Source organism: Selenomonas sputigena ATCC 35185 (assembly GCF_000208405.1).
GTDB classification, from domain to species: Bacteria; Bacillota; Negativicutes; order Selenomonadales; family Selenomonadaceae; genus Selenomonas; species Selenomonas sputigena.
Genome location: NC_015437.1, coordinates 1,368,115 through 1,390,842, shown reverse-complemented (window position 1 = coordinate 1,390,842; position 22,728 = coordinate 1,368,115). Strand labels below are relative to the sequence as shown.

General features: G+C 57.0%; 22 protein-coding genes and 1 riboswitch. Of the genes, 18 read left to right on the top strand and 4 right to left on the bottom strand.

Annotation, left to right across the window (positions count from 1 at the left end; all coding sequences use genetic code 11):
• Positions 1-10: 10 nt before the first annotated feature.
• From leuC to gatB, 7 genes are all read left to right on the top strand, one after another.
• Positions 11-1,273: a 3-isopropylmalate dehydratase large subunit gene (gene leuC / locus SELSP_RS06220; RefSeq protein WP_006192241.1), complete on the top strand. Its 1,263-nt coding sequence runs from the start codon at positions 11-13 to the stop codon at positions 1,271-1,273.
• A gap of 1 nt (position 1,274) precedes the next feature.
• Complete coding sequence (locus SELSP_RS06215; RefSeq protein WP_006192243.1) at positions 1,275-1,769, top strand: 3-isopropylmalate dehydratase small subunit; 495 nt, start codon at positions 1,275-1,277, stop codon at positions 1,767-1,769.
• Positions 1,769-2,836, top strand: coding sequence for a 3-isopropylmalate dehydrogenase (leuB, locus tag SELSP_RS06210; protein WP_006192245.1), 1,068 nt, complete (start codon positions 1,769-1,771; stop codon positions 2,834-2,836). Before SELSP_RS06215 ends, leuB begins: the two co-directional genes overlap by 1 nt.
• A gap of 27 nt (positions 2,837-2,863) precedes the next feature.
• Complete coding sequence (gene ilvB / locus SELSP_RS06205) at positions 2,864-4,525, top strand: biosynthetic-type acetolactate synthase large subunit (RefSeq protein WP_006192246.1); 1,662 nt, start codon at positions 2,864-2,866, stop codon at positions 4,523-4,525.
• A gap of 170 nt (positions 4,526-4,695) precedes the next feature.
• The gene (gene gatC / locus SELSP_RS06200) at positions 4,696-4,986 is read left to right on the top strand and encodes an Asp-tRNA(Asn)/Glu-tRNA(Gln) amidotransferase subunit GatC (protein WP_013740820.1); all 291 of its coding nucleotides are present in this window, start codon (positions 4,696-4,698) and stop codon (positions 4,984-4,986) included.
• Between the two features lie 12 nt (positions 4,987-4,998).
• Positions 4,999-6,471 carry an Asp-tRNA(Asn)/Glu-tRNA(Gln) amidotransferase subunit GatA gene (gene gatA, locus SELSP_RS06195; RefSeq protein WP_006192251.1) on the top strand — a complete coding sequence of 491 codons (1,473 nt, stop codon included), beginning with the start codon at positions 4,999-5,001 and terminating at the stop codon, positions 6,469-6,471.
• Positions 6,468-7,907, top strand: coding sequence for an Asp-tRNA(Asn)/Glu-tRNA(Gln) amidotransferase subunit GatB (gatB, locus tag SELSP_RS06190; protein WP_006192253.1), 1,440 nt, complete (start codon positions 6,468-6,470; stop codon positions 7,905-7,907). Before gatA ends, gatB begins: the two co-directional genes overlap by 4 nt.
• Positions 7,908-7,966: 59 nt before the next feature.
• Here the strand turns inward: gatB and rlmD are convergent, their stop codons facing one another.
• Together rlmD and SELSP_RS06180 are read right to left on the bottom strand one after the other, a co-directional pair.
• A complete protein-coding gene (rlmD, locus tag SELSP_RS06185; protein ID WP_013740819.1) occupies positions 7,967-9,343 on the bottom strand; it encodes a 23S rRNA (uracil(1939)-C(5))-methyltransferase RlmD in 1,377 nt (458 codons plus the stop codon).
• Positions 9,344-9,381: 38 nt separating this feature from the next.
• Complete coding sequence (locus tag SELSP_RS06180; protein WP_013740818.1) at positions 9,382-10,056, bottom strand: HAD family hydrolase; 675 nt, start codon at positions 10,054-10,056, stop codon at positions 9,382-9,384.
• A gap of 346 nt (positions 10,057-10,402) precedes the next feature.
• Here SELSP_RS06180 and SELSP_RS06175 point away from each other — a divergent pair, with 346 nt between their 5' ends.
• Genes SELSP_RS06175 through SELSP_RS12335 form a run of 4 tightly spaced genes read left to right on the top strand, consistent with a single transcriptional unit; the run spans position 10,403 to position 12,146 of the window.
• Positions 10,403-10,594: a glycosyltransferase gene (locus SELSP_RS06175; protein ID WP_006192260.1), complete on the top strand. Its 192-nt coding sequence runs from the start codon at positions 10,403-10,405 to the stop codon at positions 10,592-10,594.
• A complete protein-coding gene (locus SELSP_RS06170) occupies positions 10,573-10,935 on the top strand; it encodes a hypothetical protein (RefSeq protein ID WP_155813666.1) in 363 nt (120 codons plus the stop codon). The genes SELSP_RS06175 and SELSP_RS06170 overlap by 22 nt, the downstream gene beginning before the upstream one ends.
• Before the next feature lie 3 nt (positions 10,936-10,938).
• Positions 10,939-11,538, top strand: coding sequence for an HAD-IB family phosphatase (locus tag SELSP_RS12340; RefSeq protein WP_006192262.1), 600 nt, complete (start codon positions 10,939-10,941; stop codon positions 11,536-11,538).
• A complete protein-coding gene (locus SELSP_RS12335; RefSeq protein WP_013740816.1) occupies positions 11,511-12,146 on the top strand; it encodes an NTP transferase domain-containing protein in 636 nt (211 codons plus the stop codon). The genes SELSP_RS12340 and SELSP_RS12335 overlap by 28 nt, the downstream gene beginning before the upstream one ends.
• A gap of 91 nt (positions 12,147-12,237) precedes the next feature.
• Here SELSP_RS12335 and mutY read toward each other — a convergent pair whose 3' ends face one another.
• Together mutY and SELSP_RS06150 are read right to left on the bottom strand one after the other, a co-directional pair.
• On the bottom strand, positions 12,238-13,452 hold the full coding sequence (gene mutY, locus SELSP_RS06155) for an A/G-specific adenine glycosylase (RefSeq protein ID WP_006192264.1): 1,215 nt from the start codon (positions 13,450-13,452) through the stop codon (positions 12,238-12,240).
• Between the two features lie 54 nt (positions 13,453-13,506).
• Complete coding sequence (locus tag SELSP_RS06150; RefSeq protein WP_013740815.1) at positions 13,507-13,902, bottom strand: C-GCAxxG-C-C family protein; 396 nt, start codon at positions 13,900-13,902, stop codon at positions 13,507-13,509.
• Between the two features lie 390 nt (positions 13,903-14,292).
• Here SELSP_RS06150 and pth point away from each other — a divergent pair, with 390 nt between their 5' ends.
• From pth to SELSP_RS06115, 7 genes are all read left to right on the top strand, one after another.
• A complete protein-coding gene (gene pth, locus SELSP_RS06145) occupies positions 14,293-14,949 on the top strand; it encodes an aminoacyl-tRNA hydrolase (protein ID WP_006192266.1) in 657 nt (218 codons plus the stop codon).
• Positions 14,946-16,184, top strand: a complete 1,239-nt coding sequence (locus SELSP_RS06140) for a radical SAM protein (protein ID WP_006192268.1) — start codon at positions 14,946-14,948, stop codon at positions 16,182-16,184. The genes pth and SELSP_RS06140 overlap by 4 nt, the downstream gene beginning before the upstream one ends.
• 82 nt (positions 16,185-16,266) lie before the next feature.
• Positions 16,267-16,445, top strand: a riboswitch (cobalamin riboswitch).
• A gap of 167 nt (positions 16,446-16,612) precedes the next feature.
• The gene (locus SELSP_RS06135) at positions 16,613-18,589 is read left to right on the top strand and encodes a TonB-dependent receptor plug domain-containing protein (RefSeq protein WP_006192269.1); all 1,977 of its coding nucleotides are present in this window, start codon (positions 16,613-16,615) and stop codon (positions 18,587-18,589) included.
• Positions 18,573-19,571 carry an ABC transporter substrate-binding protein gene (locus tag SELSP_RS06130; protein WP_006192271.1) on the top strand — a complete coding sequence of 333 codons (999 nt, stop codon included), beginning with the start codon at positions 18,573-18,575 and terminating at the stop codon, positions 19,569-19,571. The genes SELSP_RS06135 and SELSP_RS06130 overlap by 17 nt, the downstream gene beginning before the upstream one ends.
• A 36-nt stretch (positions 19,572-19,607) precedes the next feature.
• Positions 19,608-20,654 carry a radical SAM/SPASM domain-containing protein gene (locus SELSP_RS06125; protein ID WP_006192272.1) on the top strand — a complete coding sequence of 349 codons (1,047 nt, stop codon included), beginning with the start codon at positions 19,608-19,610 and terminating at the stop codon, positions 20,652-20,654.
• Entirely contained in the window at positions 20,644-21,654 is a 1,011-nt protein-coding gene (locus SELSP_RS06120) for an ABC transporter substrate-binding protein (RefSeq protein WP_006192274.1), read from the top strand. Before SELSP_RS06125 ends, SELSP_RS06120 begins: the two co-directional genes overlap by 11 nt.
• 47 nt (positions 21,655-21,701) lie before the next feature.
• On the top strand, positions 21,702-22,721 hold the full coding sequence (locus tag SELSP_RS06115) for an ATP-binding protein (RefSeq protein ID WP_013740812.1): 1,020 nt from the start codon (positions 21,702-21,704) through the stop codon (positions 22,719-22,721).
• The last annotated feature ends 7 nt before the right edge of the window (positions 22,722-22,728 follow it).

Here is a 22,728-nt window from a genome sequence, read left to right as displayed (position 1 = left end):
AGGAAATTTCATGGGAATGAATATGACGGAGAAGATTCTCGCGCGTCATGCAGGACTTTCGCATGTCGAGCCAGGGCAGCTGATTACCTGTCAGCTTGACATGGTGCTCGCGAATGACATCACGGCGCCGCCGTCGATCAAGGAGTTCGAACGCATCGGCCGCCCTGTGTTCGACAACGAGAAGATTGCGCTCGTGCCCGATCACTTCCAGCCGGCGAAGGACATCAAGGCGGCGGGACTCGGCAAGATCGTGCGTGACTTCGCGAAAAAGCACAAGATCAAGAATTATTTTGAGATCGGTCGCGTGGGCATTGAGCATGTCATCCTGCCTGAGTTCGGTCTTGTGGGACCGGGCATGCTGACGATCGGCGCGGACTCGCATACCTGTACGTATGGCGCATTGAACGGCTTTTCGACGGGCGTCGGCACGACCGATCTCGCCGTCGGCATGGCGACGGGGCGGGCTTGGTTCAAAGTGCCTGAGACGATCGAGGTGCATCTGACGGGAGAGAAGCCTGCCGATGTCAATGGCAAGGACGTAATCCTAACGCTCATCGGCATGATTGGTGTCGACGGCGCACTCTACAAGTCACTGGAATTCACGGGTGAAGGAGTCGCCGCACTGACGATGACGGATCGTTTGACAATTGCCAACATGGCGATTGAAGCGGGTGCGAAAAACGGCATCTTCCCGTTCGATGAAAAGACGAAGGAGTACGTTGAAGGCCGCGTCAAAGGCGCGTATGAGCCTGTGACCTCGGACGCTGATGCGAAGTATTGCCGCACCGTCGAAATTGACCTCTCATCTCTGCGTCCCGTCGTTGCTTTCCCGCATCTGCCGGGCAACACGAAGCGCGTCATGGACATCGCTGAGCCGATCAAGATCGATCAGGTGGTCATCGGCTCCTGTACGAACGGGCGCTTGGAAGACCTTGAGATTTCCGCAGGGCTATTGAAGGGGCACGAGGTGCATCCCGATGTGCGCTGCATCGTGATTCCGGGCAGTCAGGCGGTTTATCAGGAGGCGATGCACCTCGGCTACATCGACGTCTTCATCGATGCGGGCTGCGCCGTCGCTGCGCCGACGTGCGGTCCTTGCCTCGGCGGCTATATGGGTATCTTGACGGCGGGCGAGCGCTGCGTTTCTACGACGAACCGCAATTTCCGCGGGCGCATGGGGCATGTCGACAGCGAGGTCTATCTGGCAGGCCCGCATGTGGCGGCTGCGAGTGCCATCTTGGGCAGGATCGCCGCGCCGGAGGAGGTAAAGTGAGATGAGTTTGCAAGGAAAAGTCTGGCGCTACGGCGACAATATCGATACGGACGTCATCATTCCCGCGCGCTATCTGAACAGCTTCGACCCGAAGGAGCTGGCGGAGCACTGCATGGTTGACATTGATGAGAGTTTCGCGAAAAACGTGCAGGAAGGCGACATCATGGTCGGCGGCAAGAATTTCGGCTGCGGTTCGTCGCGCGAGCACGCGCCCGTCGCCATCAAGGCCTCAGGGATCCCCGTGATCATCGCGGCAGATTTCGCGCGCATCTTCTATCGCAACGGCATCAACATCGGCTTGCCGCTCCTGGAAATCGGCGATGATGTGGAGAAGATCAGCGCGGGCGACGAGCTGCGCGTCGATACGGAAACGGGCAAGATCGAGAATCTCACGACGGGTGACGTCTTTCAGGCGCATCCTCTGCCGGGATTCGTGCAGGAGATCGCCGAAGCGGGCGGCCTGATCAATTACATCAAGGAAAAGGGGGCGCTCTGATGGCAAAGAAGATCGTGGTGATACCGGGCGACGGCATCGGCAGAGAAATCACGGATGCAGCCGTCGCCGTGCTGAAAAAGACAGCGGAAAAGTTCCATCTGGCGCTCTCCTATGAGGAGCATGATGCGGGCGGTACGGCTTACGACAAGTGTGGCACGCCGCTGCCGGAGGCGACGCTTGCCGCCGCGCAGGCGGCGGACGGCGTGCTCTTCGGCGCTGTCGGCGGCGACAAGTGGGATGCGGTAGAGCCTGCTCTGCGCCCTGAAAAGGCGATCTTGGGTCTTCGGAAAGGTCTCGGCCTTTACGCAAACCTGCGTCCCGTGAAGGTCGCTGATGCACTCGTCGAGTATTCACCGCTGAAGCCCGAGCTTGTCAAGGGCGCTGACCTCGTCATCGTGCGCGAGCTGATCGGCGGCATCTACTTCGGCGAGAAGTGCGAGTCGGAGATCAAGGACGGCCACGAGAGGGCATGGGATCTCGAAAACTATTCCGTGTCCGAAGTCGAGCGCATCGCAAAGCTCGCGTTCGAGACGGCGAAGCTGCGCCGCAGCCATGTCACGAGCGTTGACAAGGCGAACGTGCTTGCGACCTCGCGCCTCTGGCGGCGCACGGTGGCTGAGGTCGCGAAGGACTACGCGGATGTCGGGCTTACGAATCTCTATGTTGACAACTGTGCCATGCAGCTTGCCGTGCGTCCGACGCAGTTCGACGTCATCGTCACGGGCAATCTTTTCGGCGATATCCTGTCGGACGAGGCGGCGGTCGTCGGCGGCTCCATTGGCATGATGCCGTCGGCGAGCATCGGCGAAAAGACGAGCCTCTTCGAGCCGATTCACGGCTCTGCGCCCGATATTGCGGGCAAGGGCATTGCCAATCCCGTCGGCACGATTCTCTCGGCGGCGATGCTGCTGCGCTATGCGCTCGCCGAAGAAGAAGCGGCGCAGGCAATCGAAACGGCCGTCGATGCGGCGCTCGCCGACGGCTGGCGCACGGCAGACCTCTGGAAGGACGGTTTCAAGAAGGCGAACACCGAGCAGATGGCGGAAGCGGTGCTCGCGAATATATAAGCGCGGTCAGGAAAGGAGAGGCTTTGCATGAGAGGCGCGAAAGCAGTTGTCGAATGTCTGAAGGAGCAGGGCGTCGACACGATCTTCGGCTATCCGGGCGGCATGAACTTGCCGCTCTACGATGCGCTTTACGATGAAAGAAATATTCGTCAGATCGTCACCTCGCACGAGCAGTGCGCAGCGCACGCCGCCGATGGCTATGCGCGTGCGACGGGCAAGGTAGGCGTCTGTCTTGCGACATCGGGGCCTGGCGCGACGAATCTCGTGACGGGTATCGCCACGGCGTTCATGGATTCCATCCCCATGGTAGCAATCACAGGGCAGGTCGATACGGGGCTTCTGGGGCGCGACGCCTTTCAGGAAACGGACATCCTCGGCATCACGATGCCTGTGACGAAGCACAATTTCAAAGTCAAGGACGCGGCGAAACTCATACCGACCCTGCGCGAGGCGTTTGACATCGCGCGCAGCGGCAGACCCGGGCCTGTGCTCGTCGACATTCCGCGAGACCTCTTCTTTGCCGACGTGAAGTACGAAAGCTGCATCTATGAAGAGAAGACGCCCGGAAAACCCGACGCGGACTTCCTCATCTGTGCGGCGGAGGCGGCGGAAGCGATTCGGCAGGCGCGAAAGCCCGTCATCATCGCGGGCGGCGGCGTCATCTATGCAGGAGCCTCGAAAGAGCTGGCCGCTCTTGCTGAGCACTACGGCATCCCTGTCGTGCAGACCTTGATGGGTCTTGGTTCTCTGCCGCAGTCGCATCCCCTGTGCGTCGGCTTTGCCGGCATGCATGGACACAAGGCGGCGAATCATGCGATTGCCGAATCCGATGTCGTCATTGCGCTCGGCAGTCGCTTCGGAGACCGCCAGACGGGCAATGTTGTCAAGTACATGAAGGGCACGACGTTCATCCATGTCGACATCGACCCGGCGGAGATCGACAAGAACATCCCAAGCTCCATCGGCCTTGCGGGCGACATGAAGACGATTTTGCATCTCTTGATGAAGCCGGAATCCCTGCACCATACCGAGGAATGGCTTAAGAGCATCCGTCAATGGCGTACGAAATACGCCTACGACTACGACGCGGGAGATCTGAGCGTGCCGTGGGCAATGCATCATGTAGCGCTCGCTACGGCAGGTAAGCCGTACTCATTTGCGACCGATGTCGGACAGCATCAGATGTGGGCGGCGCTTCACCTGCGGATTGAAGAGCCGAGATCGTGGCTGACCTCGGGCGGTCTCGGCACGATGGGATTCGGCTTGCCCGCCGCCATGGGGGCGCAGGTCGCCTATAGCAGGAGCCGTCGCGTCATTCATATCGCAGGCGACGGCGGCATGCGCATGACGGGAAACGAGCTGTATACGATCGCAAGGCTCAAGCTTCCCGTGATTTCACTCGTCATGGACAACTGCGCTCTCGGCATGATCCGCCAGCTGCAGAAGGTCATGTACAAGGAGCGCTACATTGCCTGCGAACTCGCACATCCGATGGACTTCGTCACCTACGCCAAAAGCTTCGGCATAGAAGCCGAAGCCGTGCAGACGCAGGAGGAGTTCATCCGCGCGTTCAGCCGCGCCATGCAGGCCGACGGGCCGCGTGTCATCGTGCTGAAACTTGCGAAGAGCTTCGTCGAGCCGATGATCAAGGGCGGCGCCAGACTCAATGAATTTGTCGAATTTAAATAGAAGAAGCCTCATCCCTTATATTGCAAGGGGTGAGGCTTCTTTTTATGGTGATTTGTCTGCGATTTACCGGAGATTTATCTGCAAACCGTATTCATCTGCATGGCTTGAGCGAAAGAGATGTGCTATAATGAAAAGCGTGTGACGACAGTTATTGTATGGATGGTGAGAAGATGAAAGTTACGGAGAAGGATTTGGCGGATGTCGCCATTTTGTCGCGCCTCTCGATTGCTGAGGGGGAGAGGGACAAGTATCTTGGCCAGCTCGACGCCTTTTTGCAGTATGTCGAGAATCTTGACGGCGTCGATACGGCAGAGGTTCAGCCGACGACGTATGCCCTGCCGATGCAGAATGTCTTTCGTGCCGACGAGGTGAAGCCTTCGCTCGCACGAGAGGCGGCGCTTTCCAATGCGCCTTTGGCGGACGACGGGTATTTCAAAGTGCCGAAGATTCTGGAAGGCTGAGGAGGAACCTAGGTGAAACTTTACGACAAGGCGGCGCATGAGCTTCATGATCTGCTGCAAAGGAAAGAAATCTCCTCGACCGAACTGACGAAGGACGTGCTCGCACGCATGGACGAGGTCGAGGGAGAAGTCGGGGCATATTTGACGCAGACACGCGAGACGGCGCTACGAGAGGCAGCAAGCGCCGATGAGAAGATCGCGCGCGGCGAGCAGATCGCCTTTTTGGAGGGCATCCCCGGCGCGATCAAGGACAACATCTGCACGAAGGGCGTCAAGACGACGTGCGCTTCCAAGATCTTGGAGAATTTCGTGCCTCCCTACGATGCGACGGTCATGGAAAAGATCGCCGCAGAGCATCCCGTCATCTTAGGCAAGCTCAACATGGATGAGTTCGCGATGGGCGGTTCGACAGAGAATTCCGCCTATCAGAAGACGCATAATCCGTGGAATCTCGACTGCGTGCCCGGCGGCAGTTCGGGCGGCAGCGCGGCGGCTGTCGCTGCAGGTACGGCCATCTGGGCGCTCGGCTCCGATACGGGCGGCTCGATCCGCCAGCCGGCGTCGTTCTGCGGCATCGTCGGCATGAAGCCGACGTATGGCCGCGTCTCGCGCTACGGACTCGTCGCCTATGCGTCGTCGCTCGACCAGATCGGCCCCGTGACGCGCGATGTGACGGATTGCGCGCATGTGCTGAATGTCATCGCCGGACACGATGTGATGGATTCGACCTCCAGCACTGCGCCCGTGCCCGATTATACGAAGGCGCTGACTGAGGAAGTGAAGGGCCTCAAGATCGGTCTGCCGAAGGAATACTTCGTCAAGGGAATGGACGCTGACGTAGAAAAGGCGATCCGCAAGGCGATTGCGGATTTTGAGGCGATGGGCGCTGAGGTCACGGAAATCACTCTGCCGCATACGGATTATGCGATTTCGACATATTACCTCATCGCGCCGGCGGAAGCCGCGACGAACCTTGAGCGCTACGACGGCGTGAGCTACGGTGCACGCGTCGACGGTGCGGACATCGTCGAGATGATGACGAAGACGCGCAGCGAGAAGTTCGGCGAGGAGGTCAAGCGCCGCATCATGATCGGCAACTACGCGCTTTCGGCGGGCTATTACGATGCGTACTATCTCAAGGCGCTGAAGGTGCGCACGCTCGTGCAGCAGGATTTCACCGACGCCTTCAAAAAGGTCGATGTCATCATGGCGCCGACGGCGCCGACGCCGGCCTTCAAGATCGGCGAGATGGTTTCCGACCCGCTGAAGATGTATCTGCAGGATATTTGCACCGTGCCTTTGAACCTCGCAGGTCTGCCGGGTATTTCCGTGCCCTGCGGCTACTCGGCGAAGGGCATGCCCATCGGTCTGCAGATCATCGGCAAGGCGCTGGCGGAGGAAACGATTCTGCGCGCCGCCTATGCTTATGAGCAGGCGCATTCCTTCCATGAGGACAGGGCGGAGATCGGAGGGACGAAGGCATGAATTACGAAGCAGTCATCGGTCTTGAGATTCACAGCGAGCTCAAGACGAACACGAAGATTTTCTGCGGCTGCGCCACGAAGTTCGGCGCCGAGCAGAATACGCATGTCTGCCCCGTTTGCCTGGGGCTGCCCGGCGTCCTGCCCGTGCTCAACAAGCGCGTTGTCGAGTTTGCCATCAAAGCGGGTCTTGCGCTCAACTGCACGATCAACAAGTACAGCAAATTCGACCGAAAGAACTACTACTATCCCGATCTGCCGAAGAACTTCCAGACTTCGCAGTACGATCTGCCGATTGCCGAGCACGGTTACGTCGATATTGAGACGGAAAATGGCACGAAGCGCATCCGCATCCTGCGCATCCACATGGAAGAGGATGCGGGCAAGCTCGTCCATTCAGGCGCGACGATCACGGACTCTCTGACATCGAACGTCGATTACAACCGCACGGGCGTGCCGCTCATCGAGATCGTTTCCGAGCCAGACATGTCGACGCCCGCCGAAGCGCGCGCCTACATGGAGAAGATCAAGTCGATCCTCGAATACATCGACGTTTCCAACTGCCGCATGGAAGAGGGAAATCTGCGCGCCGACCTCAATATCTCGCTTCGTCCCGCGGGGGAGAAGACGCTTGGCACGAAGGCGGAGATGAAAAATATCAACTCCTTCAAGGCGGTTGAGGACGCTCTTTCCTACGAGATTGAGCGCCAGGAGGAAATCCTCGAAGACGGCGGTCATATCGTGCAGGAAACGCGCACATGGGATCCCGAGCGCGGCGTCACGAAGTCCATGCGCTCGAAGGAAGAGGCGCATGATTACCGCTACATGCCGGAACCGGATCTCGTGCCCATCGTGACCACGGAAGAGGAAATCGAGGCGTACCGCAAGGGTCTGCCCGAGCTGCCCGATGCACGCCGCGAACGCTACATGAAGGAGTTCGGCCTGTCGGCTTACGATGCGGGCATCATCACGGCGTCGCGGGCGATGGCGGAATACTTCGAAGCCTGCCTGGCGGGCGGCGCCGACGCGAAGAGCGCGGCGAACTGGATCATGGGCGACCTTGCAAAGAACCTCAATGCCGAGGGCAAGACGATTGAGGAATCGCCGGTCGAAGCCTCACGCCTCGCGCAGATGCTCGCGCTCATTGAAAAGGGCACGATCTCGTCGAAGATTGCCAAGAAGGTTTTTGCCGAGATGTGGACGTCGAGCGACGCGCCCGAGAAGATCGTCGAGGACAAGGGACTCGTGCAGATCACGGACACGAAGGCGATCGAGGCGATCGTCGATGCCGTCATCGCCGCCAATCCGAAGCCTGTCGCCGACTACAAGAGCGGCAACAAGAAGGCGCTCGGCGCTCTCGTCGGCCAGGTCATGAAGCAGTCGAAGGGCAAGGCGAATCCGCAGATGGTCAACCAGCTGCTCGCGGACAAGCTGAGCTGATAAAGTGTTTGAAGGGGCAGTGCATGAGTCGGATCTGACTCATGCACTGCCCCTCCTTTTTACAGCAAGTCGTTTCGGATGAGTTTTGTGACTGCTTCTACATGTGAGGTTTGCGGGAACATGTCTACCGGCTGTATTTCCCTTGCCGAATATCCGAGTTTTGCCAAAATCGCTAGATCTCTCGCCAGCGTTGCGGGATTGCATGACACATAGACAATGCGGTCGGGGCGCATGCCGGCGAAGGTTTTCAAAACGGTTTCCGTACAGCCGGCGCGCGGCGGATCGACGACGATGACATGGGGACGAATGTTTTCGTGACAGAGGCGCGGCATGAGCTCTGTGGCGTCGCCGACGAGGAAAGCGGCATTCTTTATGTGATTGTCGCGTGCGTTCTTCTTCGCGTCCTCAATCGCCGGCTTGACGATCTCGATGCCATAGACGCGATGCGCTTTTTGTGCCAGGAAGAGCGTGATGGTTCCCGTACCGCAGTAGGCGTCGATGACGGTCTCTTTGCCGCTGAGGTCGGCGTATTCAAGCGCCTTTTCGTAGAGGACGGCGGCTTGCTCCGTATTGACTTGAAAAAAAGATCGCGCCGAGATGGAAAAGCGCAGTCTGCCGATGCGGTCGGGAATCGTCGGCTTTCCCCAGAGGAGTTTCGTTTCGCGCCCCAATATGACATTGTTGCGGTACGTTTGGATATTCTGCTGCACGCTCTTGAGATTCGGCACGCGCTCTCTGAGAAGGCGCGTGATTTCTTTTGCTTTGGGCAGATCCTTCGTCGCCGTGACGAGGACGACCATGGCCTCGCCGTTTTCTCCGATGCGGCCGACGATGTGGCGCAGGACGCCCGTGTGGCGATCTTCATCGTAGACGGGAATGTGCAGGCGCTCGACAATCTCGCGCATGACGTTGACGATGGTGTTGTTGCCGTCCTTTTGAATCCGACAGTCCCGCGTGTCGATGATGTCATGCGAGCCTTTGGCAAAGCAGCCGATGACGGTTTTCCCGCGCTTTTTGCCTACGGGAAACTGCATCTTGTTGCGGTAGAGCCACGGCTCTTTCGCACCTAAAACGGGCAGCACCTCGATGCCGGAAAGTCCTCCGATGCGCTCGACTGCATCGACGACCTGCTGACGCTTCCAGTGCAGCTGCCCTCCGTAGGAGAGGTGCTGCAGCTGACAGCCGCCGCATGAGTCGTAAATCGGACAAGGAGGCTCTGTGCGCTCAGGACTTTTCTCCAAAACCTCTACAAGTTTTCCGCGTGCATACGTTTTCTTGACCTCATCGATGCGTGCGAGCACGCGCTCGCCGGGCAGGGCGTCAGGCACGAAGACGGTGAAGTCTGCTGCGCGTCCCACGCCCTCGCCGCTCGTGCCGAGCGTTTGGATGGTGATTTCGTATTTTTTTCCCTGCTGCACGGGGATTTCTTTTTTCATCGCTTCTCTTTCCTTCGATTTCATCGAATATTCACGTCTCAAACGCTGCAGGCGTCAATGTCCACCTTCTCCAAGAGTTCCGACGGTTTTTTGAGCAATACCTTGGCGCCGCTTTCTATAAGCTCCTTCTCGGGACGGAATCCCCAGAGAACGCCGATGGGCAGGAATCTCGCGCGTACGGCGGTTTCCATATCGACCGAGGTGTCGCCCAAGTAAGCGACCTCTTCGGGCTTTGCTCCCAGAGTTGCGGCAATCTCCAGAGGAACACTCGGATCGGGCTTCTTCGGATGACCGATTCGGCCGCCGATCACCTCGTCGAAGGTGTTCTGTCCGAAGAGCATCTTCACGATGGTCAGCGCCGCGTCGTTATGCTTGTTCGTGCAGACTGCCAATGGTATGTGGCGTTTCTTCAGCTCTGCAAGAATTTCTTGCACGCCTTGATAGGGGTGTGTCTTTCGGAGCAGATGTTCCTTGTAGATCGCCTTGTATTTCGCGAGGGCTTCTTCGACAAATTCGGCAGAGGCCGCTTGCTCTTTCGGCAACGTACGCTCTATGAGCTTCATGGAGCCATTGCCGACGAAATAACGGTACTTTTCGACCTCGTGCGTGGGAAAGCCGTAGCTTTCCAGCATGAGGTTCACGCTGTCCGCCAAATCCTCCAAGGAGTCGATGAGCGTGCCGTCGAGGTCGAAAATCACAGATTTATATTGCATGGGAACCACCTTTCTGCCTTCGTGTTGAACATGTAACTGCGCGCCTTGCATAAACCCGGACGATGGGACTGCGCCTTCGGCTTGGCATCTTGGGACTTCACGCTAAAATTTTGCTCTTTTCCTTATTCGCGCAAAGCCTCCTTTTCCCTGCAAAGATGAGAAGCTGCTGCATGAATCGGATCGGACGGCAGCTTTACGAAATCGTCGCTATGGATGCAGATTCTTGTGGACTTGCTTGATTGCAATAGCAAATTGCATAATTTCCTTTTTCGTATGGTCGCTTGCTTTTCCAAGTACAATGGATTAACATGGAAGAAGCTGATGAGAGGAGGCGGAGTGTTTGTCAATGAAGACATATCCTTTCCTTGTTTCCGTTTGCATCACGACGTACAAGCCCGATTACACAGAGCTGGGATTGACGTTGGAATCTATTCTGCGGCAGAAAAATTGTTCTTTTGAAATCATTATAGCGGACGATGGGAAGAGTACGACGCATATTGCCGCGCTTGGGACGCTTTGCCGAACGCTGAGGTGGTGATGGGCGAGTATCTAGCGTATTTTGCAAGTTCGGATGCGATGATTCTCGACAGCGTATCGTTTATGGCAGAGTATTTGTACGTTCACAAGCCCGCGTTGTTCCTCACGCGTGAGGGTGAACGCTTCAACGAGTTTGGCGAGACGATCGCTTCCGTCCTCTATCGTGTGGCAGGAACGGACTCCGCTTCTGTCGAGCACTTTCTTGACGTGCTGCTGGAAAGCGATCCGCTGAGAGAGACACGGGAGAATTTCTTCCGGCAAGTTCTTGACTATGCCGACGATCACGGCAAATCGGCGATGCAGTTCATTTATGACGACATCGTGCATGCGATTGGAGTTTGAATCATGACGAAATTTATCTTCGACCTCGACGGGACGGTCACAAAGGAAGAAACGCTTCCCATCATCGCCAAGCATTTCTCTGTGGAAGAAGAGATTGAAAAGCTCACGAAGCAGACGGTCATGGGGCATATTCCCTTCGTCGAATCGTTCATTCGCCGCGTCTTTATCTTGGGAAAACTGCCGATTGATGAAATCAACGTGCTTTTGGCGGATGTGGCTCTCCATGAGGAGGTAGCGGACTTCATTCGTCGGCATCGTGAGAACTGCGCCATCGCCACGGGAAATCTTTCGTGCTGGGTCGCGAAGCTCGTCGAGCGGCTGGGCTGTGAGGTCTATTGCTCTGAGGGGCAGATTGAGAATAATCAGGTAGTCAAGCTCACAGATATCCTCAAGAAGGAGAGCGTCGTCGAAAAGTATCGCGCCGAGGGGCATCGTGTCGTTTTCATCGGCGACGGCAACAACGACGTTGAGGCGATGCGCGCTGCCGATGTCGCCATCGCCTCGGGGCTTACGCATGCACCGACGGCGAGTGTCATTTCCGTGGCGGATTATCTCGTGTTGAATGAGGTGGCATTATGCAGGCAGCTAAATCAGTTGTTATAAGCTGCGCGGGCATCGGCTCGCGTTTGGGGCTGGGGACGACGAAGGCTCTGATCAACATCCACGGGAAATCCTTGATCCGCTGGCAGTTGGAGCTTTTCCAAGAGGCGGAGGATATCCGTGTCGTCGTCGGTTTCGGGGCGCATGACGTTATCGAAGAGGTTCGTCAATATCGTCCCGATGCGATCTTTGTATTCAATCACAGTTATTTTGAAACGAAGACGGGGGCGAGTTACTGCTTGGGGGCGAGGGACGGCAATGCTTACGCATTGGAGTATGACGGCGATCTTCTCGTGCATCCTGACGATATGAAGAAGCTTTGGAGTGCAGAGGGCGAATGGATCGCCTATGCGGATCAGATGTCGGATGACGCCATCTTCGTGCGCGTCAATGAGCGCGGTGAGGTCTTGTCCTTTTCGCGGGAGTCGGGAGACTATGAATGGACGGGTCCGTGCTGTTTGAAGCGGGAGCACATCGCCTATACTTCAGGGAATGTATACAACCAGCTTGAGCCGCATCTTCCTCTGCCGGGCATCAAGATTCGTGTTTGCGATATTGATACGTACGGCGACTATGAGCGCGCTTTGAAATTTGTGGAATCGTGGGATTGAGATGCAGGAGAAAAAGAGCGCGGGAGAGAGCGCTTTTTATTCTCCTGTCACTTTTACGAGGTAGATTGCCGCTGAAGTTTCGAGCAATGGCTTAGGGCAGCTCAACCGATGATCGGATATACGGGAAATAGCTGCGGTAGGCGGCGGGCACGCTGTATGTGTCGGCGATCTCCCGCGCTGTCGCCCAGAGGAGGGGCGGCGTTTTTTTCTGAATGTCGTAGGGGGAGGCAGCTTCTTGAAGCAGCAAGCGCTTAGGCTGTGCATTTGGGGTGGTGCTTTCGCTTGAAGCAGGTGCGGATGTCGGAACAGACGTCCCGCCTTTGCTCAAAGGCTCGGCCAGTTCGACGCGCCAACCGACCATTTGCCATGTGATATGGGAGAAGATGTGCTGTGCGGCGGGGAGTGCGTGAAGTTTTGCGGGGATAAGGCCGATGGCTTGTAGCGCCTCCTCCGCTTCTTTCTTTTTGAGGTGTCCTTCCATGGCAGGGAAGCCCCAAAGCCCCGCGAGAAGTCCTTGTGCGGGACGCTTTTCGAGGGCTATTTTATCGTTTTTCGCCAGCAGGAAGATCGTGAGTTTTTCCGTGCGCCGCCTTTTGGGCGGCGTTTTTTGGGGCAATTCCGCCTGCAGATTGGCTTCCTTGGCGAGGCATAGGCGTTCAAGCGGACAGGAGGGACAGTGCGCTGCGCCGCGCGGCAGACAGATGAGGGCGCCGAGCTCCATCAAGGCTTGGTTGAAGTTTCCGGCATCTTCGGGCAGGCGAGCGATCAGTGCTTCCTCGACAGCGCGCTTCGTACTCTCTTTCAAGATGTCGGCCGGGCAGGCGAGGAGGCGCATGATGACGCGCAGCACGTTGCCGTCGACGGCGGGACGGCGCTCGCCGAAGGCGATGGAGGCGACGGCACCTGCTGTGTAGCGGCCTATGCCGGGCAAAGCGAGCAGGCCGTCGAAGTGCGCGGGGATCTCGCCGCCATGGTCGCTGCAGATGAGACGCGCGGCAGATTGCAGATGGCGCGCGCGGCTGTAGTAGCCGAGACCTTCCCATAGTTTCATCAGCGTGTTTTCATCAGCTCGGGCGAGAGCGCGTACGTCGGGCAGCGCGGCGACGAAGCGTTCGAAGTATGGTTTGACCGCCTCGACGCGCGTCTGCTGCAGCATGATCTCGGACACCCACACGCGGTACGGTGTAGGCTCCTCACGCCACGGCAGTGCGCGTTTTTCGCTATGAAACCAGCGCAAGAGAGGCTCGGCGATCTCGTCGAGCGTTTCTATGTTTTTCAAGATGTTTTCCTGCGGTCTTTTTGCCATCGAAGTCTCCTCTGGTCATGGTGCTGCGCTGTGATACGGATGAGCGGCATAGGGTCACTTTGTTTCAGTCAGAAGTGCCGCAAGCTTTTGGCACATGTCAAAAACAAGTCCGTCACAGTTTTCTTTGCGTGCAATGCCTTTTTCTTCTGCGGCGGCGAGAAGACATCGGCAGTCCGTCGTGCCGTGGGCGGCGAGGAAGTCGTCAACAAGCTTCTTCGCCGTTTCCTTATCCTTGCCCGCTTTGCCGAGGATCATCAGCGCGGCGGTCAGCGTGCCGCAGGCGGATCCGTGCATCATGCCCGCGCCGAAGAACGCGCCGAGAGCGTCGGCTTCTTCTTTTTCCATGCCGATTTCGGCAACAAAGGGCACGAGGAGCGACTGCGCACAGTTGTAGTGACGGCCGCCCGGCTCCTGTCGTAGAAGTTTTGCTTCTTCTAGATGATGATTCATGATGATTTTCCTCCTTGCATTTTCTATAGGAATCACTGATAAATTCAGCCGCCCATCTTCACACATCTGCGCGACCTTATTTATCAGCGCTTCCTTTATTCTACCCGCTTTTTTCCTCGTGCGCAAAGGTTGTTTTGACAAGGCGCATTTCATACGGTAGAATCGTGGTAGCAGACTTGCCGCAGCGTTTTGCGGCGAGGTTTAAGGAAGCACTGATAAATTCAGCTACCCATCTTCACACATCTACACTGTCCTCTCGTCGTCGACAAATCCTCGACGTAGCCACTGCTACGCCTGCGGTTTGTCTCCTAGACAGGAACAGCGTATCTGTGCAAATCTGGGCAACTTCATTTTATCAGCGATTCCTTTAGAAACATTCGGAGGAATACGATGAAGATCATTGCCGGCCTCGGAAATCCTGGGGCGGAGTATGCACGTACGAAGCACAATGTCGGATTTATGCTTGTCGACGCCTTGGCTGAAAGACTTGGTGTCGATGCTTGGCGTGAGAAGTTCAACGCGCTTACAGCCGAAGGGCGCATCGGCGCACAGAAGGTGCTGCTCGTCAAGCCTTTGACCTATATGAATGAGAGCGGACGCGCGGTAGGCCCTCTGCTCGATTGGTACAAGCTCGCTCCTGAGGATTTGATCGTCGCGCACGACGACATGGACATCGCAGCGGGCACGATTCGTCTGCGGCGCAAGGGAAGCGCGGGCGGTCATAACGGCATCAAGTCGCTTCTCGCGCACATCGGTTCGGAGGACTTCTCGCGCGTGCGCATTGGCATCGGGCGACCCTTGCCCGGTTGGACGGTCGTCAAGCATGTGCTTGCGCCGTTTCCCGCAGACGACGCGCCGAAGATTCAAGAGGCGATTTCTTATTTATTGCCCGCCGTCGAGTGCATCGTGACGGATGGCATCGACATGGCGATGAACCGCTACAACCCGCGCAGGAAGAAGGCGGCAAAGCAGGAAGCGCAGGAGAGGGAAAGCGCGGAGAAAAGCAGCGCTGTACCGCAGGCCGAGAGGCAGGAGGGCGAAGCATGAAGGCGGAAATACGTGCGCTTTACGCCGATGAGGATGGGGCGATCTTCGATGCGCCGGGCATCGCGGGACTGGGGCGCTCGGGCAATACGCTCTTGCCGCTTACTCCTGCCGATCTCATTCCGCTGCCCGAGTCGGCGGACTTGATGTTCCTGCCCGATCGCGCGGCGATGGGAATGACGGCGACTGGCGAAATGCTGCCTCTGGCGGGACGCGCCGTCGCCGCCATCCTGCCTGCAGGCTACACGAGACTCTTTCTTCCTGCCTTTCAGCGAGAGGAAGGGGCTGAAAGGCTCGCTCTCTACGGTTATACGGCTGTCGTGCTCTATAAGGATGATCTCTATGCGGCGGCTCTCTATACGGATGAGAATACGAAGTGGGATCCCGTATACTACAACACGCGAGAGCTCAAGAAACTCGTGCGCCGCGTCGAGAAGGATCTGCCGGGCAACCGCATCGTCGAGCAGGTGGCGGGCTGCTCCTTGAAGTGGCACTGCTGCACGGCGCAGAATCTCTTTTACCGTCGCTGGGAAGCGGGCATACCGACGTCGCCTGTCTGCAACGCGAACTGCTTCGGCTGCATCTCCCTGCAGCCCGCCGAGTGCTGTCCTTCGCCGCAGAGCCGCATCGCGTTCCGCCCGACGCCCGAGGAGATCGCGCAGGTCGGCATCTACCACCTTTCGACTGCGCCCGACGCCATCGTGAGCTTCGGACAGGGCTGCGAGGGCGAGCCATCGCTTGCGGCGGATGCGATTGCGGCAGCCGAGCGCCTGATTCGCGCTGAGACGAAGCGCGGGCAGATCAACATCAACACGAATGCCGGCTATACTGAGGGCATCCGAAAGATCGTCGATGCCGGTCTTGACTCCATGCGTGTGAGCATCATCAGCGCCATCGAGGAGAGCTATGCGGCGTACTACCGCAGCAATTACACGCTCGCCGACGTCAAGGAGTCGATCCGCTACGCGCTTTCGCACGGCGTATATGTGTCGCTCAATATGCTCTTCTTCCCGGGCTTTAATGACCGCGCCGAAGAACTCGAAGCGTGGCGCGGCTTCTTTTGCGAATTGCCCGTCAACATGGTGCAGGTGCGCAACCTCAATGTCGATCCCGACGCCTTCCTTGAAATTATGCCCGAAGCGCAGGGCGAGGCGGTCGGCGCTAGAGAGTTTTTGGAACGGCTCAAGAGGGAGTTTCCGCAACTCGTCATCGGCAGTTTCAGCCACTATGTTGAATAGAGAAATTTCCATAATAAGAATGATTCCTATAGAATTTATTTTCTTGACATAGGGATAAATCAGTGTTATCCTGTTATAGAAATTTTATATCGTTGGATCAGGTGTCGTAAGACTTAATAGGGAATCCGGTAGAAGCCGGAGCGGTCCCGCCACTGTAACAGCGAGCCAGCCTGCAAGGAATGTCACTGGGGCAATGCCCTGGGAAGGCGCAGGTGCGCGATGAGCTGGAGCCAGGAGAACTGCCTGATGGACAATCGCCATTTGACCTGCGAGTGATGGGAAGGGGATTAAGGAAGCGCCGTTTGGCGTTTCTTCGGTTGCACGAACGCAATCCTCCCGGCGAAACTGCCGGGAATTTTTTGCACCGCCCTTATGCGCCTTTTCTGCTTTGCAGGAGGGGCGCTTTATTTTGGGAAAGGGTGATGTAGATGAAAGGCAAGAAACATCTGACATGGGCGGTGCTTGCGGCAATCGCGGGCGTGAGCTTTGCAGGCGAGGCGTATGCGGCGGAAAATGCGGCGGCAGGAAAGGCGGCAGCGAAAACGACGCAGGTGCAGGAACAAAGTGCGGAAACTGCAGAAAGCGGCGGTCATGATCTGCCCGATACGCTCGTGACGGCGCAGCGCAGGCGAAAGAGTGATCTCGATACGCCCGCGACGACGACAATCATCACAGCGAAGGATATTGAAAAAGCGGGCTATCGCAACGTATTCGAGGCGATCGACCAGCAGATCGGCTCAACGAGTACATCCTATGGCGAGGCAGGGCAGGATTTCGGCTTTGCTGCCGGCCGCATCACGCTGCGCGGCTATGACAGGGGTACGCTCGTCATGGTCAACGGCGTGCCGATGAATCTCAAGAATTACCCGAGTACTGAAAATATACCCGCCGCGATGGTCGAGCGCATCGAGATCGTCAAGGGAGCTGCATCTACACTCTACGGCGGCGAGGCTATGGGCGGTGTTATCAATATCATTTTGAAGAAGCCGAAGGAGGGAGAACCAGAATTTCAAATAAATCAAACGGTTGGAAATTATTTCAAGAAAAGTGAAGCAACCTATATGGGAGATCGTATCATCGTCGATGTGAGTCGTGAGTGGTCAAAGGATCTATCGCATTCCAACGGCTTTGGCATTGATAAGATCTCATGGGTTGATTGGTGGGTCGGCAAGGGAAAGAAAAGCCGTGTGGGACTCATCGCACAACTGACCGAAGAAATATCTCTGAACTACAACTATATGGAAGGTGATATTACCCGCGGGGGAATCCAGTACAGGAAGTCAGGAAATACTCTTGTTCCTACGGGGGTGAAATATAATTATCGCTATAATGATCGCCGCCATACAGCTAGTCTGGTTTACCAAGGGAAAGAAAATGGCATCCACGCTGTTCTTGGTTATAACTATCGTCAGGTAGATGGGTATGACTATATCAAAAATCAAAAAAATGACAGCAACGCAACGATGGATGGTCAGATTTTCGACTTGCAAAAGAACTGGAAGATTGGAAAAGATTCGCTGGTTTTGGGCTATTCTTATAAGCGTGAGGGCATCGATACGCCGGCGAAAGAGCGTACGGCTGTGCGCACGGGAAATGCGCTTTATGCTTCATACAGCAAGCAATTCACGCCACGTTTCAATTTCACACTCGGACTGCGTGGTGAATGGATCAATGATCCCGAGGAGGATCAAAGCGTCTTTATGCCGCAATTCCAGACGAATTATCAATTCGATCGCAATACAGCATGGTACATCAATGTTGGCAAAGCATTTCAGATGCCGACGGTAGATGATAGCTTCCGGTATAAGAATTTCAATCCGACAGGTCTTAAGCCTGAGAGCGGCTGGACGTATGAAACCGGCATTAAGATTAGGCGTGGCAATGATCTGTGGAAAGCTGCTGTCTATCATATGGATATGAAGAATAAGATTGGCTGGGCTCTGAATCCGGCTACGCAGCAAAATTACGCAGTGAACAAGGGCGATTTTCGCAATACGGGATTTGAAATCGAATATACGAAACGCTTCAATGATACATGGAGCTTTAGCCTTGGTGCAGGATTCTCCAATCCTGAAATCAAGGATCCTTCGGGAAGTAAAGGCTGGGTACAGGATGCAGGACGCATCGAAGGACTCGTACGTGTTGATTATAAGATGAAAAAATGGCAGGGAAATTTGAACCTCAAATATCTTGGAGATCGTGAATATACGGCTCAAAGATATGGGGCAGCACAAGATGTGCCGGATAAGCTGCAGCTTAATATGAATGTTATCTATACAGCCGGCAAGAATGATACGGTGACGCTTGGTATCTACAATCTCCTCGATCGCGAGAACTATTCGAACCGCTACGGCAACCTCGATTTGCCGCTGAACTTCCGCCTGACCTATGCGCATACGTTCTGACGCATGGCGGCGCGGCGTGGTGCCGGCGCTCCTTCTCGCTGTCACCGTCCTCCTCTGCGCATGTGCGCGCGGGGGAACGGCGGTGGAGGAAGAAGCGGGCGATTTCTTTTGCGGCACAGACGATATGGGCACGGAGATCGTGCTGCATGAGAAGCCGCAGCGCATCGTCTCGCTCAATCTCGGTACGGATGAAATTTTGCTCGCGCTCGCGCCGCCTGAACAGATTGCGGCGCTTTCCTCTTATGTGGATGATGCGGGGCTTTCGTGCATGGCAGAGGCGGCGAAAGCTGTACCCGTCAAGCTACACGACAAGAGTCCTGAGCGCGTGCTCGCACAGCATCCCGACCTTGTGCTCACGACGGACAGCGTGCCGAAAGAGCTCGTAGCGAGTATGCGCGATCTGGGTCTGACGGTCTTTGTTTCCAAAACACCCAAGAGCATCGAGGCGGTTTTTCCGCGCATCAAGTCCATCGGCAAGGTGATTGGCAGGGAAGAGGAAGCGGCGGCCTTGACTGGAAGGCTGCATGAGCGCTTGGCGGATGTGACGCGGCGCACGGCGGACATTCCCGAAGACGAGAGGCCGATTGTCGTCGCTTTCGCTTTCAGCGGCGTCTTCGGGCGGCGCGACGACCTCTTCGACGATATGTGCCGCCATGCCGCGCTCAGAAACGGCGCAGCGATGGCGGGTCTCACGAAGGACAACAGCATCTCCATGGAGCAGGTCGTCGCGCTCGACCCCGACGTGTTCCTGCTGCCGTCATGGAGTGCCGAGGGGGAAAAGACGGAAGAATTCCGTGAGAAGCTGCGCAGTGACCCGTTGTTCAAGCATGTAAAGGCGGTGCGTGAGAACCGCCTCTACTGCGTGCCCGATACGTACCGCTACAGCGCTTCGCAAAATGCTGTCGAAGCCGTCTATGTGCTGGCAAAGACCGTCTATCCCGAGCGTTTTGCCAATGAAGACGGCGCGAGTGCAGGAAATTGATGCTTGATATGCAAGCGTGCCGGAAAGGGGCGAGCGATGGGGCTGAAGATGCTGGTGCTGAGCCTGACGGGAGACTGCAACCTCGCTTGTCGCTATTGCTATGCAAGCGGCCAAGCGAGGCGCATGATGGCATGGGAAACGGCGCGGCGGGCTGTCGAGCTGGCTGCCTCTGGCGGCGATCCGTTCCTCCTGCAGTTTTCGGGCGGCGAACCTCTGCTTGCATTGCCGCTCCTTGCGCGTATTGCCGCCTATGTGCGCGATCATCGCATCAAGGCGCGCATGGCCGTTCAGACGAACGGCACGCTGCTGACGGAAGAGGCGGTGAATATCCTATGCGATTCCAACATGGGCATCGGCGTGAGCCTCGATGGCAGGCCGGCAGTGCATGATCGCCAAAGGCAATATTCGGACGGCAGAGGTTCTGCCGCTGACGTGGCGGCGGGCATCGAGCGCCTTGCGCGGCGTGGCGTCGGCATCGGATTGACGTGCGTCGTGACGGCGGAGAATGTCCACAGCCTGACCGATGTCGTCGATATGGCCTATTACTTCGGCAATGTGCATCGCGTCGGTTTCGACCTCCTGCGTGCGCAGGGGCGCGGCACGAACGCCGCTTTGCCGCGAGAAAGCGATATGGCGGCGGCGATGCGCGAGGTTTTCGCTCGGCGCGAGGCGCTTTATCGCTTGACGGGACGCCGCCTCGCCATATCGCAGGAGGAGCAGGCGAGAGACATCGCAGGGCGCGGCGGGAGCGACTTTTCCCACTGCTATGCGATGAACGGCGAAGGCGTCCACGTCGACGTCGATGGCGGCATCTACGCTTGCTCCTCTTTCATCGGCGATAAGCGCTTCTTCCTAGGCAATGTTATGCAGGGCGTGAATTTGCGTCGTCTGCAGGAAGTATCTGCCAAGATGCAGCGGAGCATGGATTTTTGCCGACGATGTCACGATTTTGCCGCCTGCGGAGGCGGCTGCTTCGCGCGCTGGCTGGGAATGGAACAAGAAGAGCCGTGCGCGGCGGAATGTGCGTTGAAGAGGGCTGCAGCATCGGCAGTTTTCGGAAAGGAAGGGTATCGTGCGGAGTAAGGTCTTCATGCAATCGTCGCTCCTCGTTGTCGTCGTTTTGCTGCTTTTTCTGACAACATCGTGCGGCGGCGAAAAGAATGTGGAGGAGCAGTCTGCGAATTCTTCGACATCGTATTCGGTGACGGACATCACGGGGCGCACGATACATTTCGACACTCCGCCGCAGCGCATCGTCACTTTGTCGGCGACCTTGGATCAGATCGTTCTCAGCGTCGTGCCGCCTGAAAGGCTTGTCGCCGTTCATTCGAGCATGAAGGAATCCGTCAATTCCAATATGGTGGAGCTCGCTTCGCAAATACCTGAGACGATACATCAGCCGAGCGTAGAATACATCGTCTCCCTTCATCCGGACGTGGTTCTTGTTGCAGATTGGCAGTATATGGAACTTGCCGATCCGCTGCGCGATGCAGGACTGAAAGTCGTCATCGGCAGAGGCCCGCATAATCTCGCAGAGGTCAAGGATCTCGTGCGCCTTGCGACGGAAACCATCGGGGAGAAGAGAAGGGGTGAAATCTTGCTCAAGAAGATGGATGAAAAGCTGGCGGAGATCAAGGCGAAGGTCGACGCCATTCCACAGGAGAAGAGGAAGAGCGTCGTGTTCCTCTCGCTCATGCCCACGTACGGCGGCAAGGGATCGAGCTTCGACGACGCCTGTCACTATGCGGGCGTCATCAACGGCGTTTCCGCCTATGGACTGCGCAACGGGCAGGAAGTGACGAAGGAGGTGATTCTATCCATTGATCCCGATGTGCTTTTCTTGCCCGATTATCCGTGGAAGGGTCAGGAATGGCTCGACGCATATATTCGCAGCTATACCGAGGATCCGGCGCTTCAAACACTCAAGGCGCTTAAAAATCACAGCCTTGTATCGCCGCGTTCGTCCTTCCTCTACAACTGCTCGCAGGACTTTGTCTACGGCGTGCAGGAAATCGCCTACAGGGTTTACGGCGACGAGTTTTATCTGCCGGCCGATGCGCATATTTCGGCAGTCGATGAGTGAATGTGCCGAAAGATAGATTCCAAAATCTGGAGAAAGGGAAAACCTGCATGATGAAAAAGACGTATCCCTTTTCTGCCATCGTGGGGCAGGAAGAGATGAAGAAGGCGCTTTTGCTCAATATCGTCATGCCGTCCTTAGGCGGCGTGCTGATTAAGGGTGAGAAGGGGACGGCGAAGTCGACCGCCGTCCGCGCCGCCGCGGGGCTGCTGCCCGCCATGCGGGCGGTGGCGGGCTGTGCGTGCCGCTGTGACCCTGCGGCGCCGGAGTTTTTTTGCGACGATTGCCGCAGGAAGGCTGAAGCGGGCGCACGCATGAAGGAGGAGAGCGTTCCCATGCGCGTCGTGGAGCTTCCCGTCAGTGCGACGGAGGATCGCGTCGTGGGCACGCTCGATATAGAGGCGGCGATTCGTCATGGCAGGAAGGAGTTTGAGGCGGGCATTCTCGCGGAGGCAAACCGCAGCATTCTCTATGTCGATGAAATCAATTTGCTCGACGATCACATCGTCGACATCCTGCTCGATTCGGCGGCGATGGGCATCAATACGGTGGAGCGCGAGGGCATTTCCTATGCGCATCCTGCACGCTTCGTGCTCGTGGGCACGATGAATCCCGAGGAGGGCGACATACGCCCGCAGCTGCTCGACCGCTTCGCCCTTTCGGTGACGGTGACGGGTGAGCGCGAGGCGAAGGATCGCATCGAGGTGGTGAAGAGGCGCATCGCTTATGAGCAGCATGCGGAGGGCTTTGCCGCTTCCTACAGGGAGCAGCAGGAGGCATTGCGCGAGCGAATCGAAAGGGCGCGTGCTCTCCTCAAAAGCGTCGCCGTGGCAGATAGAATGCTGGAAAAGGCGGCGCACATCTCGCTCGCGCTCGGCGTCGACGGACACCGCGCCGACATCACGCTCATCAAGGCGGCGATGGCGAATGCCGCCTTCTCGGGGCGCACGGAGGTCGAAAAGGAAGATATGAAGGCCGTCAGCCGCCTCGTGCTCGCGCATCGTCTGCGCCGCCGCCCCTTCGAGGAGGGCGAGGTCGACTGGTCTGCCGTGGATGATGTACTGGTTTGAGGAGATG

Bases quoted from the DNA above. Each gene is read 5' to 3' on its own strand.
- leuC (WP_006192241.1), top strand. From the start codon at position 11: ATGGGAATGAATATGACGGAGAAGATTCTCGCGCGTCATGCAGGACTT.
- SELSP_RS06215 (WP_006192243.1), top strand. From the start codon at position 1,275: ATGAGTTTGCAAGGAAAAGTCTGGCGCTACGGCGACAATATCGATACG.
- leuB (WP_006192245.1), top strand. From the start codon at position 1,769: ATGGCAAAGAAGATCGTGGTGATACCGGGCGACGGCATCGGCAGAGAA.
- ilvB (WP_006192246.1), top strand. From the start codon at position 2,864: ATGAGAGGCGCGAAAGCAGTTGTCGAATGTCTGAAGGAGCAGGGCGTC.
- gatC (WP_013740820.1), top strand. From the start codon at position 4,696: ATGAAAGTTACGGAGAAGGATTTGGCGGATGTCGCCATTTTGTCGCGC.
- gatB (WP_006192253.1), top strand. From the start codon at position 6,468: ATGAATTACGAAGCAGTCATCGGTCTTGAGATTCACAGCGAGCTCAAG.
- rlmD (WP_013740819.1), bottom strand. From the start codon at position 9,343: ATGAAAAAAGAAATCCCCGTGCAGCAGGGAAAAAAATACGAAATCACC.
- SELSP_RS06180 (WP_013740818.1), bottom strand. From the start codon at position 10,056: ATGCAATATAAATCTGTGATTTTCGACCTCGACGGCACGCTCATCGAC.
- SELSP_RS06175 (WP_006192260.1), top strand. From the start codon at position 10,403: ATGAAGACATATCCTTTCCTTGTTTCCGTTTGCATCACGACGTACAAG.
- SELSP_RS12340 (WP_006192262.1), top strand. From the start codon at position 10,939: ATGACGAAATTTATCTTCGACCTCGACGGGACGGTCACAAAGGAAGAA.
- SELSP_RS12335 (WP_013740816.1), top strand. From the start codon at position 11,511: ATGCAGGCAGCTAAATCAGTTGTTATAAGCTGCGCGGGCATCGGCTCG.
- mutY (WP_006192264.1), bottom strand. From the start codon at position 13,452: ATGGCAAAAAGACCGCAGGAAAACATCTTGAAAAACATAGAAACGCTC.
- SELSP_RS06150 (WP_013740815.1), bottom strand. From the start codon at position 13,902: ATGAATCATCATCTAGAAGAAGCAAAACTTCTACGACAGGAGCCGGGC.
- pth (WP_006192266.1), top strand. From the start codon at position 14,293: ATGAAGATCATTGCCGGCCTCGGAAATCCTGGGGCGGAGTATGCACGT.
- SELSP_RS06140 (WP_006192268.1), top strand. From the start codon at position 14,946: ATGAAGGCGGAAATACGTGCGCTTTACGCCGATGAGGATGGGGCGATC.
- SELSP_RS06135 (WP_006192269.1), top strand. From the start codon at position 16,613: ATGAAAGGCAAGAAACATCTGACATGGGCGGTGCTTGCGGCAATCGCG.
- SELSP_RS06130 (WP_006192271.1), top strand. From the start codon at position 18,573: ATGCGCATACGTTCTGACGCATGGCGGCGCGGCGTGGTGCCGGCGCTC.
- SELSP_RS06125 (WP_006192272.1), top strand. From the start codon at position 19,608: ATGGGGCTGAAGATGCTGGTGCTGAGCCTGACGGGAGACTGCAACCTC.
- SELSP_RS06115 (WP_013740812.1), top strand. From the start codon at position 21,702: ATGATGAAAAAGACGTATCCCTTTTCTGCCATCGTGGGGCAGGAAGAG.